17 protein-coding genes are annotated in these 17,623 nt (G+C 36.7%); 4 read left to right on the top strand and 13 right to left on the bottom strand.

Annotated features, from left to right (window positions below; translation table 11 throughout):
• Positions 1 to 575 precede the first annotated feature (575 nt).
• The 8 genes from CWS20_RS24510 to CWS20_RS24545 all read right to left on the bottom strand — a co-directional run bounded on the left by CWS20_RS24510 (position 576) and on the right by CWS20_RS24545 (position 7,879).
• A complete protein-coding gene (locus CWS20_RS24510; protein ID WP_066194079.1) occupies positions 576 to 1,259 on the bottom strand; it encodes an ABC transporter permease in 684 nt (227 codons plus the stop codon).
• Positions 1,252 to 2,175, bottom strand: coding sequence for an ABC transporter ATP-binding protein (locus CWS20_RS24515; protein WP_066194077.1), 924 nt, complete (start codon positions 2,173 to 2,175; stop codon positions 1,252 to 1,254). The genes CWS20_RS24510 and CWS20_RS24515 overlap by 8 nt, the downstream gene beginning before the upstream one ends.
• 154 nt (positions 2,176 to 2,329) lie before the next feature.
• Positions 2,330 to 3,265 (bottom strand): sensor histidine kinase, encoded by a 936-nt coding sequence (locus tag CWS20_RS24520; protein ID WP_066194075.1) that lies wholly within the window; start codon positions 3,263 to 3,265, stop codon positions 2,330 to 2,332.
• 3 nt (positions 3,266 to 3,268) lie between these two features.
• Entirely contained in the window at positions 3,269 to 3,970 is a 702-nt protein-coding gene (locus CWS20_RS24525; protein ID WP_066194072.1) for a response regulator transcription factor, read from the bottom strand.
• A 304-nt stretch (positions 3,971 to 4,274) separates the two neighbouring features.
• Complete coding sequence (locus tag CWS20_RS24530; RefSeq protein ID WP_066194066.1) at positions 4,275 to 5,753, bottom strand: PH domain-containing protein; 1,479 nt, start codon at positions 5,751 to 5,753, stop codon at positions 4,275 to 4,277.
• 35 nt (positions 5,754 to 5,788) lie between these two features.
• On the bottom strand, positions 5,789 to 6,244 hold the full coding sequence (locus CWS20_RS24535; RefSeq protein ID WP_101226421.1) for a PH domain-containing protein: 456 nt from the start codon (positions 6,242 to 6,244) through the stop codon (positions 5,789 to 5,791).
• Positions 6,245 to 6,284: 40 nt separating this feature from the next.
• Complete coding sequence (locus CWS20_RS24540; RefSeq protein WP_066194065.1) at positions 6,285 to 7,190, bottom strand: ABC transporter ATP-binding protein; 906 nt, start codon at positions 7,188 to 7,190, stop codon at positions 6,285 to 6,287.
• Complete coding sequence (locus CWS20_RS24545; RefSeq protein WP_066194061.1) at positions 7,190 to 7,879, bottom strand: ABC transporter permease subunit; 690 nt, start codon at positions 7,877 to 7,879, stop codon at positions 7,190 to 7,192. The genes CWS20_RS24540 and CWS20_RS24545 overlap by 1 nt, the downstream gene beginning before the upstream one ends.
• 151 nt (positions 7,880 to 8,030) lie before the next feature.
• Here CWS20_RS24545 and CWS20_RS24550 point away from each other — a divergent pair, with 151 nt between their 5' ends.
• Both CWS20_RS24550 and CWS20_RS24555 read left to right on the top strand, forming a co-directional pair.
• Positions 8,031 to 8,747 (top strand): response regulator transcription factor, encoded by a 717-nt coding sequence (locus CWS20_RS24550; RefSeq protein WP_066194058.1) that lies wholly within the window; start codon positions 8,031 to 8,033, stop codon positions 8,745 to 8,747.
• Positions 8,734 to 10,443, top strand: coding sequence for a sensor histidine kinase (locus CWS20_RS24555; RefSeq protein ID WP_066194055.1), 1,710 nt, complete (start codon positions 8,734 to 8,736; stop codon positions 10,441 to 10,443). Before CWS20_RS24550 ends, CWS20_RS24555 begins: the two co-directional genes overlap by 14 nt.
• Positions 10,444 to 10,663: 220 nt before the next feature.
• Here the strand turns inward: CWS20_RS24555 and CWS20_RS24560 are convergent, their stop codons facing one another.
• Genes CWS20_RS24560 through CWS20_RS24570 form a run of 3 tightly spaced genes read right to left on the bottom strand, consistent with a single transcriptional unit; the run spans position 10,664 to position 13,899 of the window.
• A complete protein-coding gene (locus CWS20_RS24560) occupies positions 10,664 to 11,740 on the bottom strand; it encodes a LolA family protein (RefSeq protein WP_066194051.1) in 1,077 nt (358 codons plus the stop codon).
• Positions 11,727 to 13,199 carry a HAMP domain-containing sensor histidine kinase gene (locus CWS20_RS24565; protein WP_066194048.1) on the bottom strand — a complete coding sequence of 491 codons (1,473 nt, stop codon included), beginning with the start codon at positions 13,197 to 13,199 and terminating at the stop codon, positions 11,727 to 11,729. The genes CWS20_RS24560 and CWS20_RS24565 overlap by 14 nt, the downstream gene beginning before the upstream one ends.
• Positions 13,189 to 13,899 (bottom strand): response regulator transcription factor, encoded by a 711-nt coding sequence (locus CWS20_RS24570; protein ID WP_066194045.1) that lies wholly within the window; start codon positions 13,897 to 13,899, stop codon positions 13,189 to 13,191. The genes CWS20_RS24565 and CWS20_RS24570 overlap by 11 nt, the downstream gene beginning before the upstream one ends.
• 245 nt (positions 13,900 to 14,144) lie before the next feature.
• Between CWS20_RS24570 and CWS20_RS24575 the strand changes: the two genes are divergently transcribed.
• Together CWS20_RS24575 and CWS20_RS24580 are read left to right on the top strand one after the other, a co-directional pair.
• Positions 14,145 to 14,396, top strand: a complete 252-nt coding sequence (locus CWS20_RS24575; protein WP_066194346.1) for a hypothetical protein — start codon at positions 14,145 to 14,147, stop codon at positions 14,394 to 14,396.
• Between the two features lie 299 nt (positions 14,397 to 14,695).
• The gene (locus CWS20_RS24580) at positions 14,696 to 15,472 is read left to right on the top strand and encodes an alpha/beta fold hydrolase (protein WP_066194042.1); all 777 of its coding nucleotides are present in this window, start codon (positions 14,696 to 14,698) and stop codon (positions 15,470 to 15,472) included.
• 44 nt (positions 15,473 to 15,516) lie between these two features.
• Here CWS20_RS24580 and CWS20_RS24585 read toward each other — a convergent pair whose 3' ends face one another.
• A complete protein-coding gene (locus CWS20_RS24585) occupies positions 15,517 to 16,353 on the bottom strand; it encodes an aldo/keto reductase (protein WP_066194040.1) in 837 nt (278 codons plus the stop codon).
• Entirely contained in the window at positions 16,346 to 17,545 is a 1,200-nt protein-coding gene (locus CWS20_RS24590; RefSeq protein WP_066194035.1) for an MFS transporter, read from the bottom strand. Before CWS20_RS24590 ends, CWS20_RS24585 begins: the two co-directional genes overlap by 8 nt.
• Positions 17,546 to 17,623: the final 78 nt, after the last annotated feature.

Genomic DNA, 17,623 nt, shown 5'->3' on the forward strand with positions numbered 1-17,623 from the left:
AATAGCTGGGAACGGGCGATGTGACTGGCTCTCTCCTACCTTCCTAATGGTAAATAGCTGGGAACGGGCGATGAGAATGCCTCTCTCCTACCTTCCTAATGGTAAATAGCGATGAATGGGCGATGAGACTGGCTCTCTCCTACCTTCCTAATGGTAAATAGCTTTGAATGGGCGATGTGACTGCCTCTCTCCTACCTTCCTAATGGTAAATAGCGATGAATGGGCGATGAGACTGGCTCTCTCCTACCTTCCTAATGGTAAATAGCTGGGAACGGGCGATGAGAATGCCTCTCTCCTACCTTCCTAATGGTAAATAGCGATGAACGGGCGATGAGACCGCCTCTCTCCTACCTTCCTAATGGTAAATAGCTTTGAATGGGCGATGAGAATGCCTCTCTCCTACCTTCCTAATGGTAAATAGCTGGGAACGGGCGATGAGAGTGCCTCTCTCCTACCTTCCTAATGGTAAATAGCTTTGAATGGGCGATGAGACTGCCTCTCTCCTACCTTCCGAGCGATGAAAAGATGATAAACCTGTGCTTCGCATTTCGACGCCAGTTTGATTACATTTTGTTCTAAACATCACCCAACCGATCAATGAAATGAACCGATAAGAATACGCTGAATACACCTAATAAGCTTAATGCGGCATTCACCATATCTGGGTTGAGGTTAATATTTAATAGGTAAGAAAAGTTTTGAAATTGCATGAAAAATATTGCACACAGGACTGTGGTTATTGTTGCTCTTTTCCATACACCAAAGGTGAATAGCGGAATGAAACTAATCATTGAAATCATAAAGGCGTGCACAAGCATTTTTCCAACATAAGTTGTGATTTCTGCCATCGTTGGCTGCCCGTTTATGATATGAAAGATTTGATCTAATATATAGGTGGAGATGCCAGACAATATAAAGGATACGAGGGTACTAGCAAAAACGAAAAGAGAAATAAACAGCACCTTTGCCATTATTAACTTTTTTCTGCTCAAAGGGTAACTAAAGGAAAGCGACATCGTTTTATTTTTATATTCATCGATGACCACCTGGTTTATAAGGGAGGCTCCAAACAGAATAAAGCCCATCTGCATTGCCATCATAAGCGGGATGATGGTGGAATAGTTTTGACCAAAATCCGCACTGACCATTTTTATAAAAAACATCGGCAGGAACATGAGCACTCCCCAATAAATAACTAGTTCACTCACAATCATTCCTTGCTTTAGCTTCCTCCACTCCAATTCCATTAATTTAACCAACTTTTCCACCTCCATGAATTTGTTGATAAAAATAATCTTCCAAACTACTCGTATGCTTTTGGATTTCATCAATATCGATATCATGTAAAATGAGTGTTTTCGATATTTCACTTTGCGGTACGCTAAGATCATAAATCCGAATCTTGTTGTCCGGCACAATTTTCATATTGGATATCCGCAGTTTATGCTCAAGTAAGTAAACTGATTTCTCAACGTCCTTTGTAACAATTTCAATATAATCTGTACGTTGTTTGCTGATTTCTGCTAAGGTGACTTCATTCACGAGTTTTCCATTCTTTATGACACCTATTCTGTCAGCTACTTGCTCAATTTCACCTAAATTATGACTGGATAAGAGAAAGGTCATTCCATATTCATTATTCAACATTCGAATTAAATCCCTCATATCTTTTATGCCAATTGGATCAAGACCATTTGTCGGCTCATCTAAAATAATCAGTTCAGGCTTTGTAATTATTGCTCTTACAATCCCAAGCCGCTGCTTCATCCCAAGAGAAAATTCCTTCACCACTTTATCTTCAATCCCAGTTAGATGAACCATATCCAAAGCCTGCATAATTGCCTTAAAATCATAAAAGCCTAAGTATTCACAGTGAAGCTGCAGGTTTTGCATCGCCGTTAAATGATCAAAAAAGATTGGATACTCAATGATGCTACCGACCCGCTGCAAACTAGCCCTCTCAGTATTTGTAAGCTTCTTTCCAAACAGCTCAATCTCACCACCGGTTGGGCTTATTAAACCTGTGAGCATTTTCATGATTGTTGTTTTCCCAGCACCATTTTGACCAAGGAAGCCATATATTTCACCCTTTTTAATATGAAGATTCACATTAGATACAAGCTCGTTGCCTCTGATTCTTTTCGTTAATTGATTTGTCCGTACAACATATTCCATTTGTTTAGCCTCCTTATTGCTTATACCTTTATCTTAAGCAAAGAAAGTATCTTTTTTCTTTCTCAATCCTTACATGTTTCTTAAGTTTTAGATTATGCGCTTTCCGAGCTAAAAAAAAGAGCCGTTCCGTCAGAACACCTCTTATTAGGAAGCTTTAATATGTAATCTGTTTAAAAATACAAGTAAAGCTCGTTTTCTCATATGGTTTGCTTTGTAATTGAATCGTGCCTTTCATCGCTTCTGTTAACCGTTTTGAAATGCTTAACCCTAAACCGCTGCCTTGAAATTGTGGATTTCTGGCATCATCTAATGTATATAACCGTTCAAACACCCGATCTTGATGGATTTCTCCAATGCCTTTACCTCTGTCCCAAATCTCTACGACTGCAGATCCTTTGTCCTCTCGGAGAGCGATGCCAAATATCCCTCCATCACTGCCATATCGAATGGAATTTGAGATTAAGTTGCTAAATATGCGATTCAATGCATCTTCGTTTCCTAAGATGAAAAGTGTCTGTTCTGGAATCTCCACCTCCACTTGCAGACCTTTTGAAAGCAGCAAATCATAAAACTCCAGCACATTTTTTCGGCAAATTTCATTGAGCGCTATTTTACTTAATGGCATGACATAATCGTCCGCTTCTATTTTTACTAAATCAAAAAATTGATTAAGCAAGCCTGTTAAGCTCAATACTTTTTCATGCAACTGGACCATTAGAATGTCTCTTTCATCTTCAGTTATCGTTTTATCCAGCTTTATTTTCTCTACGTATCCTAAAATTATTGTCAGCGGTGTTTTCAAATCATGTGACATATTGGATATTAATTTTCTTAAGCTATTTTTTGTTTTCGAATAATCAGCAAAAACCTTTTGGTTATAATCTAGCAGGCGGTTGATTTGAATGAGTAATTGCTGAAGAGCTTGCTGATCAGTCGGAATTAATACTTTTTCAGCTGACTCTTCAAGGATTATCTCGGATAATTTTTCACTGATTTGATTTACATTCTGCTTCAATTTTCTACAGGACAAATACTGACAAATATTGATAAATACTAAAACGATAATGATTACACAAAGAAAAATAATCATTTGTTACTCACCTAATTTATATCCAATCCCCCATATTGTTCTAATATATTGCGGGTTGGATGGATCTTTTTCAATTTTTTCTCTAAGTCTTCTTATATGAACGTTAATGACGTTTTCATTCCCATAATAATCATCTGCCCAAATAAAATGGTAGATTTGTTCTTTTGTAAAAACTCGGCTTTGATTAGTCATGAATAATTTTAATATGTGGAATTCCTTTGAAGTTAGCTGGACAATTTTTCCTCTTACATTTGCGGTAAATGAATTTAAGTCTAAGATGAACTCTTTATATTGAAGAATATTTTCGCACGAATTGACTTTAGGTGGAAGATATTGCGTTGCCCTGCGAATTGCCGCTTGAACTCTCGCTGTTAATTCAAGCATGGAGAATGGTTTGCTAATATAATCATCTGCCCCAAAGCCGAGCCCGAGCGCTTTGTCAAGGTCACTTCCTTTTGCAGAAATAATCAATACAGGCACCGTACTCGTTTCCCTTATTTTCTTTAATACGTCCATGCCGCTCATTTTAGGGAGCATTAAATCAATCAGGAGTAAATCTAAATCTGCCCCTTTTTCATGAAAGGCCGCTAAAGCTTCTACCCCATCGAAGGCAGCATGAACGATAAAGTTCTCCTGTACAAGCGCACTTGTTATTAACTGACTTATTTCCATGTCGTCCTCTACTAGCAGAATTTGCTTCTGCATGCTTCCACATCCCATCATTTCTTTTCAATCGTCTAACTACTGTATTTCTATACTTTGGTAATAATTCCTTCTTAAGCTTAAGTGAACTGTAGAACGTGAAAAAGCGATTCAATGGATGAATCGCACAAATTGTAGACAAAGTGAAAATAAGAAATCTTAGTTGGATTTGGAGAGGTGTCTGCTCGACCCCTGCAGGAGAAGTAAGCCGTAAGCCTCGGGAAATCCCCTGCCTTTCTTTTTTAACTATGAATGAGATTGGCTACATCCTCAGCGATTCAATGGATGAATCGCATCTTATAGCTATCTAGTTAAATTCCTTCTGCCTTTTCAAATACCAATGATAAACAGATGAAGCGAATTCAGCCGGCACATCATCAACACCTGCGAAGTGTATTGGTTTGGCACGATTGCTTGTCGTAATCGATGCAAGACCGAGCCTTCTTTGAATGAAGCTTTGGGATATGCTGACCTCGATAATCTTCTCCCTCTTTGACACGAATAAGGATGTTGTCAAATATCCTTTTTTAAATTGGATGAAGTGACTATTTAATGCAAATCGGGTTTGAAAGAATCCTTGTATTCTTAATAAGATGAAAAATATAAAGAGAATAACAGAAAGTACCCACAAATTTTCAATTTTATAAAAGCTAATTTTATTGTAATACAGGAGAAATATTGCAATTATCCACAACCAGCTTTGTCCAATAAGGCGCACCCAAAAAAACCTTTTTGGAAGGCAAGACATCTTCTGTGAAACTTCGTAGGAAGGCAGCATTTCTGAAACGATTTCATACGCTCTTTGTACAGGCAAATAAGGGTAAAGCGAATGAATCTCGTGCTTATTTTCTTCTGAGCTCAAATCAGCTACACAAGTTAATTTCACTTCCGCAAGTCCGAGCAGCCTTTTCATAATCGTCTGCTTTACTTCAATCGCCTGCACTTTTTCTTTTGATATAGAATAAGCCGTTTGTTCAACGATCCCCTTGGTGATGTGTATGTAACGATCATCTGAAGATATTTTATAGTTTCCATATTTTAAATATGTTGTGACTATCCCAAAGATAGCAGAAAAAAGTATGGTAAATACAATAATTAATATTACAGCCCCTATTGATCCCCTGGCTATTTCCGTTATTATTTTTTCAAGGTCAAGAAATTCATTGATTTTGAGAAAAAACGAACCGAGCAAGGGAATACAGGCTAAAAAGCTTAAAGAAGTTAAAGAGGCTTTAATAATATCTTTTTTCTGCGGCTTAAAATGAATGGTTCTATTCTGATGATTCATCTTCCCCAGGACATTCACTTCTGATAAAATTCCCTGCTGACTTTTAATAGTAATTAATTGGTCTCTAACAAGAGCCTCCATTCGATCGGCTTCACTTTTTGAAATCACTTCAAATTTAATTGAACTTCCTTCCCCAGTCATACTTGTTTCAAAGCTTATAGACGTTACATTAAATATTCGATGCAATAAAGAAGCATGCCGGTTGATGTTTTGAATCTTAGTAAATGGTATCGTCTGAACAGTTTTGCTTAAAAATCCATTGTAAATATGAAAACATGCATCATCTATTTTATATTTATGTGTGAACCATTTTAATATAATAGAAATCGCACTCATCGCAAAAATCGAAAAGAATAGAGCTTTACCTATGATAGAATAGGATGATTGAGAAGCAAATTTAAGCATAGATAAAGAAATGACTAAGAAAATCGCATTTTTAATTAACTGTGATATATCAAAAAGCATTATAAGCGGATGATATCGTTTAATTTTTCTCATGTCTCTACTTCCTCGATTTTTGCATAATGGGCAATTTAATTCCTTAACTCAATCGCAGCTTCTTTAGGAAGTGCAGGAATTAAATGTGATGATCCCATCGTCTCAATTGATATAGAACATAGTCCGTATTTTCGCAATAACGGTCCTTGATTAGTAGCAACTGCTTGAATTTTTGTCATCGGTACAAGCTGATAAACTTCATTTAACACACCTGACCTTAATTGGACAAACTCACTATCTATTTCATAACGCCAGTTTTTATACATTAGAAAAGGATAAATACAAGACCAAACTGTTCCTAACAGTGAAATGACAGTAATACCAATCAGAACCCAGCCAATCCATTCCTTCCATGCAAAAAGAACATGTAAATAAAGTAAACATCCTAGAATGATGATTCCAATCAGATTCGCAATCATCTCACTTATTATCCATACTCTAATTGCACTTCTAGACAATCGTTGTTGTGGTAAATTTATTTTCATATTCATATATTCACCGCCTGCTTTCAAGCTATGATCATTTAAAGAATCACTCATCTAAAAAGATATCTTCAAGTGAAGGCTCCTCTACCTCTACACGGAAGATGTCGACCTTGCATTGATTAAATGCTCTAATCATTTCCGCTATCTTTTTTTCATCATCAACAGTGATTGTCAAGGAATTTACTTCCTTTGTTAAATCAGACCCTGCTGATTCTAGCCATTCATATAATGTTAATTGTTCAGCTTTTGGTATAGGAGAATGCTTAATCTTAACTGTAATTTTCGATCGATAGAAAGCCCTTAGTTCATCCATTGTACCGATTTTAATAATTTGACCATCCTTCATAATGGCAATTTGTGTGCAGATCTTTTCAACTTCGTGAAGATTATGAGAGGTCATAAAAATTGTTTTGCCATTTTTCTGCAGGTTTTGAATAAGTTTTTGAATGGTAATCGCCGATTCTGGATCTAAACCTGAAGTTGGTTCATCAAGAAAAATTATTTTTGGGTCATGAATAATGGCTTGTGCAATCCCCAACTTCTTTTTCATCCCAAATGAAAATTTGCCAACTTTTTTGCCTCCATGATTTTGTAAGCCTACTAAGTTCAGGACTTCCTTACAACGTACTTTACTAGCAGAATTGCCAGAAAGGGCTGATAGAAATTTTAAATGTTCCATCGCTGTTAAAGAGCTATATAATGTGGAGTAATCTGGCATGACACCCATTCGTTTTTTTACTTGATCATTTGGCCCCTTTACACCTAAAAGTGAATATGTGCCAGAGCTAGGATAAATAATGCCAGTTAACATATTAATAAACGTTGATTTACCTGCTCCATTCCTTCCTAGAAAACCAAAAAGTTCCCCTTCTTTCACACTTAAATCAATCGCTTTAATAATTTGTGCAGACCCGTACGATTTACTTAATTGCTTTGTTTCAATAACGTTCATTAACATTCTCTCCTTTTGAAAATCTGGTTAGCAATAGCAAGCATAATGACTGCTAAAATAACATTCATCACAAAGGTATAGTCTTCATTAAACAAATAGTAATAAGGAGTTATAAACTTAATCCAGCTCACCCATGTATTTGACGTAAAGGCAAGCCATATTCCAACTGCCGGGAAGCTTAGTCCAACGATGATTCCGAGAAACATAGTTAAACTAGGCTTTAATATGATGACGGACAATAAGATGATTAAGGCGATTTGATAAATTAGCAGACTCATTGTCTGTAAGAAAATAAATAAATCCACCTTCTGCGAGAAAATACTGATAAGCAAGAAAGAGATGATTAATGTAACGAACCAAAATAGGCAAATGCCGAAAAACTTTCCTAGAATAATCGATTGTCTTGACGTTCTCGTTATTAAAAAACGTATTGTACGTTCTTCCATCTCTCTGTTTACTGTATTATGCGAAAGGCTAGCAACAAATAAGTAGCCTAATAGTAAAATAAGTGTCAAAATCCCAACAGTATGTATACCTTCGGCCTCGCTCGCTGTTAATTCAATCCCTATTGAGATTACTTCTGAAAACTTAGCTGAATAATAGGAAACAATTAGTAGAAACAAAACAGTAATAATAGATTTAATTCCTTTGAATAAATTAATAAACTCTCTTTTTGCAATAACAAACAATTACTTCACATCCCCTTTGACCAATGTAACAACATTATATCCTTCCTAATTGAATTCCCAATAACCTCCACCTTAATTTTTCCTTAATTTATAGATTTTTACTAACTGAATGATATGATATTTATATATTAAAATATATAGGAGTGTCATGATGTACGAGGCCAAGCTATTAATTGTCGATGATGAAACCGCAATTTTACATATGTTAACAACTATATTAAAAAAAGAAAATTTTACACATATTGATACAGCAAGTAATGCTGAGGATGCGCTCTCTTTATGCCAAAGAAAACAATATGACTTAGTCCTGTTGGATGTTATGCTCCCTAATCGCAGCGGATTTGAAATATGCCCCCTTATAAGAGAAACGACGGATGCGCCTATTTTCTTTCTAACTGCACGATCAACTGATCTAGATAAACTATCCGGATTTGCAGTCGGGGCCGATGATTATATTACAAAACCTTTTAATCCCCTTGAAATTGTTGCTAGAGTAAAAGCTCATTTGCGCCGCCACCAAAGGAAAATACCTAATATGCCTCAAGTGACATATCAATACGGGCCTATTCAACTAAACTCAATATCGGGAGAGGTAAAAGTAAATAACAGAACAATAGATTTACCTGCCCAGGTTTACCAGCTGCTTTTATTTTTCTGCAAACACCCAAATCAGCTATTTAGTAAAGGCCAGCTTTATGAAAAAGTATGGGGCGAAGAATTTTTAGGCGAAGACAACACTGTAATGGTCCACATTAGAAAGCTTCGAGAAAAAATTGAGGACAATCCAAGTAATCCCAGCCACCTTCTGACTGTAAGAGGTCTTGGATATAAATTTGTCGCTGATGGTGAGCGCTATGAACATTCATAAGCGGATTATCGTACAGTTTTTTATTCAATTGACGCTCGTCTTCATATTATTCTTCTTTCTCTTTTTGGCCATTTGGGGGGTTATTGGATTCACTATTATGAAAGATGAAATTACCCAAGATTTATCGAAGGCAGATAGTACATATTTTTCAGATAAAATAAACATAACAGGTGATAAAGTTACATTCGAAGAAGATTTAAAAAAGCTCGTTAAGAAACAAGAAGGCTGGCTGCTTGTCGTAAATGACAAAGGTAATTTAATTGGTGACTACAATGCGCCTAATCCTATTCCGAAACGTTTTAATGAAAGTACACTTGGAGAATTAATCCTTCAAAAAGACGCAGATTCAGTGGATTATACACATTGGAAATTAGATGAAATGAAGGATGAGTCACCTATTCTGATATTTGCCAGTGAGAATATGGAGACGGTGATTCTTAATAATATAAAATCAACAGTTGATTGGGATAATCAGCAAATCAACCTGACTGCACCTAATATTCAACACCTAAATAATCATTCGGCATGGGTTCAATTAATTAATTCTTCCGGTGAGGTTGTAGATGGGTACGGTACAAAGAGCAAGTCGGTCAGTAAATATACTATGGCCGACTTTCAAGCTTTATCAGCAAATACTGAAGTTATCACTGATGCATATTTTGATGCCGCAACAGAGCAGACAATAATTGTTGGGATGCCCAATGCCAATTCGGCCACTAACCTGAAAACTTTTCTATTAAACATAAACAATGGCATTATGATTCTTTTTGCAGGTTTGATTCTTTTTCTAATCATATTCACCTTTTGGTATGCACGTAAATTTGGCGTTCCGTTAGTTACAATGATGAAGTGGATTCAAAACCTTGGCAACGGCAAGTACGAGCAACCATTTGATCTAGGCCAAAAAAATGGGAAGTTAAAGAGAAAGTTTCGGCTGTTTAAAGACCTTATTGCAACTCTTTCTAACTTAACTGAAACATTGCAAAAAAATCAAACACAAAGCCGGAAAATGGTTCAAACACGCGAGGAATGGATCAGCGGTCTTTCCCATGACTTAAAAACCCCCCTCGCATCTATAGCAGGCTATGCACAAATGCTCGAATCAAAAAAATACTCATGGTCTGAAGAAGAAGCGAGAGAGTTTGCTAAAATCATAGCAGAAAAATCACGATATATGATGAAATTAATTGAAGATTTAACTTTAACCTATCGAATAAAAAACGAGGCGCTGCCAATCTCTAAAGAGAAGGTAGATATGATTGAATATTTGCGAAGAACGATCATACATTTCATGAACGATCCGGCAAATAAAGAAGTCCAATTTGACTTTCAGCCTAAAGATAAAGTCATCTTTGCCTCAATTGATTTAAAGTGGTTTCAAAGAGTGATTGACAATTTAATAGCAAATGCCATTAAGTACAACCCGTCCGGTACGACGATTAATATATCGATTGAGCCTATTGAAGATCAGCTAGTAATTATTACAATTGAAGATGACGGTGAAGGCATGGATGCAGAAACGCTCGCTAACCTATTCAACCGCTATTACCGTGGTACGAATACAAGTGATTCGAACAACGGAACTGGACTTGGAATGGCCATTACTAAGCAGCTAGTTCAACTTCATGGCGGATCAATTAATGTTAAAAGCACTCCTCATAAAGGGACGATTGTTAGAATGATTATTCCTAGGTGAACATATAAAAAGCGCCCTAGGCTGGACGCTTTTTATACTTGTTTTTTCATCATAGACGAAGCTAAAATAAATGAAGTGCCTATGCAAATGAATGAAATAGATAAATATTGTTCTTGAAGGACAAATACGTTATTAAACTGTTCATAAAATAAGTACGCTCCTAATAGGCAAAAAATAATTCCCAATATAATATTTATTTTTCCTGCCCGCGTTAGATTACTCATTCACTGTCACTCAGCTCGGCACTGACTACCATATGATCTGTCATTTCAATCACTTCCTCCAGTTTCAAATCTGGATGCATGAGGACAATTGTGTACCGCAATCCATCTTCGTCCCAGCTGACGCTATCGATTTCTTCCCATTTCTCTGCATTTTGACCGCGCACTTTTAACTCACTTTCTTGAATTGCCATGTCCTTTCCTTCAGGTTGAGGAAAAACGGATAAAGAAAATGCTTGATAATCGCCCTTCTTATAATTAATTGTAATCTCCGTGCGATCTATTTCACCGCCAAGTTCATTGACCTCCACTTTATCAACAATATAGTCTTCAATTTCTTTCATAATTAAAAACGGTCTTCCCAGCGCTTGTTCGGCTTCCTCCACAGAAACAGCAGGAGGTTCTTCATACTTCTCTATCTTCACATCATTAGGCAAATCAAGTGAAAAGGTATCTTCTGTAAAATCCGGAGAGTAATCCAGCTTCGTATAAACCATTTCTGTTTTATTGTCCCCACTTATTACAATGGTCTTAATCATGGACCAATTTTCCATATCGACCCAAACATCAATTTCCCCAAGCATTGAATTTTTCGCTTTCGGAATAAACTTCAAGTGTTGTGTATCAAAACCATTTACTTTCTCTTCACCAATAAGCTCTTTCTCATGCGAATCCTTTACAAGTTCAAGAGTCTGAATAAATTGCTCCTTTTGAGTCGAATTTTCTATCACTTCGTCTTCTTCAATTGCAGCCTGAAATGCTTGGTTTGCTCCCTCATCATAAACAATCAGCATTTTACCATCATTTAAAGCAATGGACTTATTTTTACTATTTTCATCAATAGTGATTGCCTTTCTCTTCTCCTTTTCCACAAATTCTTGTATAGTAGAATGTTCAATCAGCTCATCACCTTGATATACTTTCATTTCAGCTTCACCATAATAGGAAGTTAGTTCATCTGTTGAAGTGACAAAAGATGAAAGCACTTCATCTGCTGATTGCTGCATATTTGTTCCACATCCCGTCATGATTAGTGCTGTTAAGCATAAACTTGTCATTATTTTATTCACTTTCATTACAACTCTCCTCTTTTAGCCAAAAAGAAACTAATGTACCATAATCTTGTTTTGACCATATCCTTATTTTTCCTCCATGAAGCAAGACGATTTTTTCGGCAATGCTGAGACCTAAGCCCGCGCTGCCGCCTTTTCCTCTATTAGCTTCCAGCTGTACAAATGGCTCGAAAATTCTAATCAAATCATCATTACGTATGGCTTCACCTTCATTTTGCAAGATGACGATGGTTCCGCCTTTTCTCCAGCCTTCGACCTCATCCAGCATTGGATCAAATACCCAGTTCGGAAGTCTTTTGCTTTTCGATATAACAGCAATCCATATTTTTTTCCCATTAGGTGTATATCGAATGGCATTGCTCATTAAATTATCCATTACGCGCATCATTTGAAGCGGCTGCAGCAAGTATTCACCACATACATCTTGAATAACTGATAGCCCAATTCCTTTTTTTGCACATGGCTCATCATAGCCGGCTAACATCATTTCAAAGTATTCCTCACCATCAACTTGTACAAAATCATGCTGTTCGGTTGAAGCCTCCAAAGAGGTATATACTGAAAGATTGTCAATCATCTCTTTCATATAATCAAGTTTTTCAAATAAGATTTCCGTATATTCCTGCTCTTCTTTAATCGTAAGCTTCCTTTTTCCTTGTAACGCTTCTGAATAGGCACGAATAACAGTGAGAGGAGTTTTTAAATCATGTGATAAAGAGGCGACGATATATTCTTTCTCCTTCTGCTGCCTATTCAACTCTGCATTCCCTTTTATGATTTGAGCCTTCATTCCTTCAAAATGGTTGATAAGTTCTCCCAACTCATCATTTGACTGACGCAGCCTTTTATCAGATCCTTCTTTACCATTTGCAAATGCCGTCATTTCGCTCCTTAGCAATTTTAACGGCCGATTTAGCTTCCTATTTAATAAAATAACCACCATCAAATAGATGACAAGAAATGTTGACCCGAACAATGAGCCAATGACTAATGTGCGATTATGAACGCCCTCTAACCATTCATCTCTTGAAAGCGAAATTTCATAAATGCCAGCTAATTGGTCTTTATCATGAACCGTTCTTTTTATAGAAATCGTTCGGTGGTTCTTCTGAATTTCATTCAAGTTCTGATATACTCTTTGGACTCCGTTATTGTTTAGCCAATCTGAGTTTGAAAGTGATGAATATAAAACAACCCCATCTTCTCTAAATAAGGTAATCTTCATATTGTCTTTGACCAATTCCTGAATGAATGAGTAATTCTCTAAAGGCTGAATATGATATAACCCGGGTTCATCCAATTGCATGCCTACTTCTGCCTCTATGCTGCTTAAATTCATAAATTCAAGTAAGTCTTGACGCTCATCATATTTATTAAGGCTAATATAAAAAATATAAAGAGCAACAATCGGCAAAGCCATGACAATAAAATAGCTGAGTATCAGCCATGTCTTAATTTTCATCAATGGCCTCCCCGATAAAACGATAGCCTGAACCCCAGACAGTTTGGATAAACTTTGCTGCTTTAGAATGGTCATTGAGCTTTTCTCTAATAGATTTAATATGAACGGTTACAGTATTATTGCCATTTAATTCTTCCTGCTGCCAAACATGCTCATAAAGCTCAGCCTTTGAAAACGTTTTGAATGGATTCTTCATCATTAATAAAAATAACTCCATCTCTTTTACCGTCAGCAAAACCGGCTTCCCATAGAGGTAAACGGTTCTTGTCTGTTCATCCACTCTTAATCCACCGGAAAATGTATGCATTTGTGAATGGCGATTGATGAACCTGCGATACCTTCTCAAATGGGAGTGTATGCGCGCATGGAGCTCATCCAAACTAAACGGTTTTGTAATATAATCATCTGCACCAATATTTAAGCCGTTTATTTTGCTGCTATCCTCATTTTTTGCGCTTACAATTAAGATAGGTACATTGCTTTCCATCCTTATTTTTTTGCATAAACTGAAACCATCCATTTCAGGCAGCATCAAATCAACTAAAACTAAACTATAGTCCTCATGTTTAAAGTCGTCCCAGCCCTCGATACCAGTCGTCGACCAAGTGACAAAAAAACCTTCCTTGCGAAGATGATCACAAACAATACGGCCGATATGCGGGTCATCCTCTACCAGCAAAACTTTCTCTTTCCCTGCCATCCTTACCCCTCTTTCACAATTTCAATTATATCGTCCGATCTTTTTATTCATTTAAATCTTTATAATTGGTTAATAATTACTACTTTACAATGAATCTCCTTCGGTTTAAATGCCGTTTTATGAGGATTTTAAAAAAATGCGACATAAGATGAAAAAGGATGAGTGTGCTGCAAAGTTATGACGAGGCAGGAACAAACGGAGGAATAAAGAATATTATCATTACCCCAATATTAGGAGGCGTTACAATGAGTGGAATAGATAAGCGCAATAAATTAACGGAAGAACCATTTTCCTATACAATCACAAAAAAAGGAATGGTCATCGTTTATTATGACAACAAACAAATAGTAATGATAAAAGATAAAGAAGCAGAACGCCTGATAGCAAAAATCAACTCAGCTAAAGATAATGCTGCAGAAGTGCAATTATTGCTAGCTAAAATTACTGGTAACTTTAAACGCGGCAACGAGAAGCTTGGTAAAAGAAAAAACAATTAATCTCCTTTGCCCTATCACGATTTTGCCATAATAAGGTGGCTATCTCTCTCCAATAATTGTGAATAGCAAATAAAATGACGGTTCGCTCTCGATGCGGCTATTTCATCACTTAAACCCAAGTCGAACGATAAGTGGGTTCAATTCGTAAAATAGCACCTGTTTTCTTCAAAATGAAAATAAAATTGGGCTACTAAAACAAAAATACTTTGCCTTTCGTAGAATAAAGATTTAATAAACCTAAAGCCATTACAATAGAATATTATATTATTAAATGAATACGAAAAAATGGGGAGTAAATCGTGAAAAAATTAAAGGTTAACGATATTGAAATAAGCTATAACGTTATAGGTGAAGGTGACCCCTTGATTTTCACACATGGGCATTCTATGAATGGGAAGCAGTGGGAACCGCAGATTAAAGCGCTTTGTAAAGAATACCAATGTGTCATTTGGGATGTCCGCGGGCATGGTTCATCGACTCTTCCACCTGGGAAAGGAAATCCTGATGATTTTAGCAGAGATTTGGTGGCATTGATGGATTATTTAAATATAGAAAAGGGCGTTTTATGCGGACTATCAATGGGCGGTCATATTTCGGTGCAGTGTGCGATTCATTACCCCGAACGTGTTAGCGGTCTCATTCTTATAGGCACACCGTATACTAATAAGTACAACTGGTTTGAGAAGTACGCTACGCCCATTAGTCTGTTAAGCTTACGGCTTTTGCCTTTCCATTGGACTTCAAGCTGGATAGCTTCTGCTATGTCCAGAATAAACCCTGCAAATAAAGCCTATGTATTAGAAAGCTTTCAATGCATGACTAAAGCGAATTTCCTTGCACATTGGGAAGCCAATTTAAAGATGGAAAGCGGACCCCAATTGCATAAAGTGTCATGCCCTACAATGATACTTCTTGGCAGTCATGATAAGATGGTTGCCCGGCAACAAAAAAGTTTACGAAAAGGAATCCCTCATTCTGAATACTATACGATTCCGGCTGCCGATCACCTTACAAATCGTGATAACCCTAAGGCTGTGACGAATTATATTCATCAATTTATGAAAGCAATGGAATAATAAAAAGCCATTTGCTGTACGCAAATGGCATGAAAAACAGAGATTTAAAAATTAAATTCATCTGGATGCGGGCCGCTTCTTTTATCCTTATTTAAGGCATCTATTGCTTTCACTTCTTCTTTTGTTAATTCAAAATCAAATATCTCGCTATTTTCTTTTATTCTCGATTCCGTCACTGATTTTGGAATGGTAATAATCCCGTGCTGTATATCCCAACGTAAAATGATTTGTGCTATTGTCTTATTGTATCTTTCGGCTATTTTCTTTAATTGAGGGTTCTCCAGTAATTCGCCGGCCATTAGAGGGGACCACGCTTCTACGCGGATATTGTTGTCAGCGCAAAAATTCCTAAGCGCTGCTTGAGTCAAAAATGGATGTAATTCAATTTGATTGATCACAGGCTTCACTTCAAAATCATTCAATAGTTGATGTAGATGAGTGATTTGAAAATTACTCACCCCTATTGCTCTTACTTTTCCCTCATTATAGATAGTTTCCAGTGCTTGCCAAGATGCTTGATACTTATCCTCTCCTGGCCAGTGGATAAGATATAAATCCAAATAATCCAAGCCCATTTTTGAAAGACTTTCATTATATGCATCTAATGTTTCTTGATAAGTTAATCCATCATTCCACACTTTTGATGTAATAAATAGTTCTTCTCTCTTAACAAGCCCTTCATTAATTGCTTCATTGATTCCTTGCCCAACACTTGCTTCATTCCCATAAATTTGAGCAGTGTCAATACTGCGATAACCTATCTTGATGGCAGTTTTTACTGCATTTGCTAATCGTGACCCATCCTCGACACGAAATACGCCATAACCTAGTACGGGCATGTCTACTCCGTTATTTAACTGGATATATTTTTGATTATTCATGATTAGATCTCTCCTCTTCTTTTTCAAATTTTATTGAGATGCTTGTTAATCCTGCTGCAAGCAGAACCATTAAGCTGCCTATCCAAGTTGTATGAATGAGTCCGATTGAATGAATCACTACTCCACCCAAATATGAACCAAAAGCTATGCCAAGATTAAATGCGGCAATATTTAGCGCAGATGCAACATCTACAGCTGTGGGTACAAATCTTTCTGCCAAAATCACTACATAAGCCTGTAATCCCGGCACATTCATAAATGCAAACAGCCCCATCAATAATACAAATAACAAACCGAATCCTTTAAATGGAACAGTAAAATAAAGAACAAATAATACAATCGCTTGGATAATAAACATATAAAACAAAGAATAGATTGGCTTTTCATTTGCCAATTTGCCGCCAATAATATTTCCTATTGCTACTGTGATTCCATAAAAAAGCAGCAATAATGTGACTGTACTTGCTCTATAACCTGTTACCTCCTGAAGAAGCGGAGACAAGTACGTAAAGACAACAAAAGTTCCACCATATCCGAGGGCAGTAATGATTAAAACTAGTAGTATCTGTTTCGTTTTTAATAGTTTTATCTGTTCTTTATATAATGGCTTTGGTCCTTGTTTAATCGATTCAGGCAATAACCTCCAATTAGCGATAAGCGCGATGATTCCTATACAAACAATAAAACCAAAAGCAAATCTCCAGCCAAGCTGCTGACCAATAAATGTGCCAAATGGAACGCCGGTAATAGTGGCAACAGTTAATCCGGTAAACATAATAGAGATTGCACTAGCGCGCTTTTCTCTCGGAACAATGCTTGCTGCTATCGTCGACCCAATTGACATAAACACACCATGCGCTAATGCCGAAACGAGCCGCGAAACCAGTAAAAGCCACATGGAATTCGATAACATCGAAATGCTATTACCAACTATAAATATAATCATGACAAATAATAAAAGTTTTTTGCGCGGTATACTGGAAAATAAAAGCGTTAATACTGGTGCGCCAATGACAACACCGATTGCATATATGGATACCGTTAACCCTGCAGTCTGTACTGAAGTATTTAAATCATTAGAAATCATCGGCAATAAACCAACGCTAATAAACTCTGTTGTACCGATAGCAAAAGCTGTTATTGCTAATGATAATAATGCAAAGAACTGCTGTTTTTTAGGAATTGTATTCAATTGTTTTAGACCTCCCCATGCTAATTAAATTCAATTAGCTATGATTTGTCCCGGAACAAATGTTATTATGTATCAAAC

It is taken from the genome of Cytobacillus horneckiae (assembly GCF_002835735.1).
GTDB classification, from domain to species: Bacteria; Bacillota; Bacilli; order Bacillales; family Cytobacillaceae; genus Cytobacillus; species Cytobacillus horneckiae.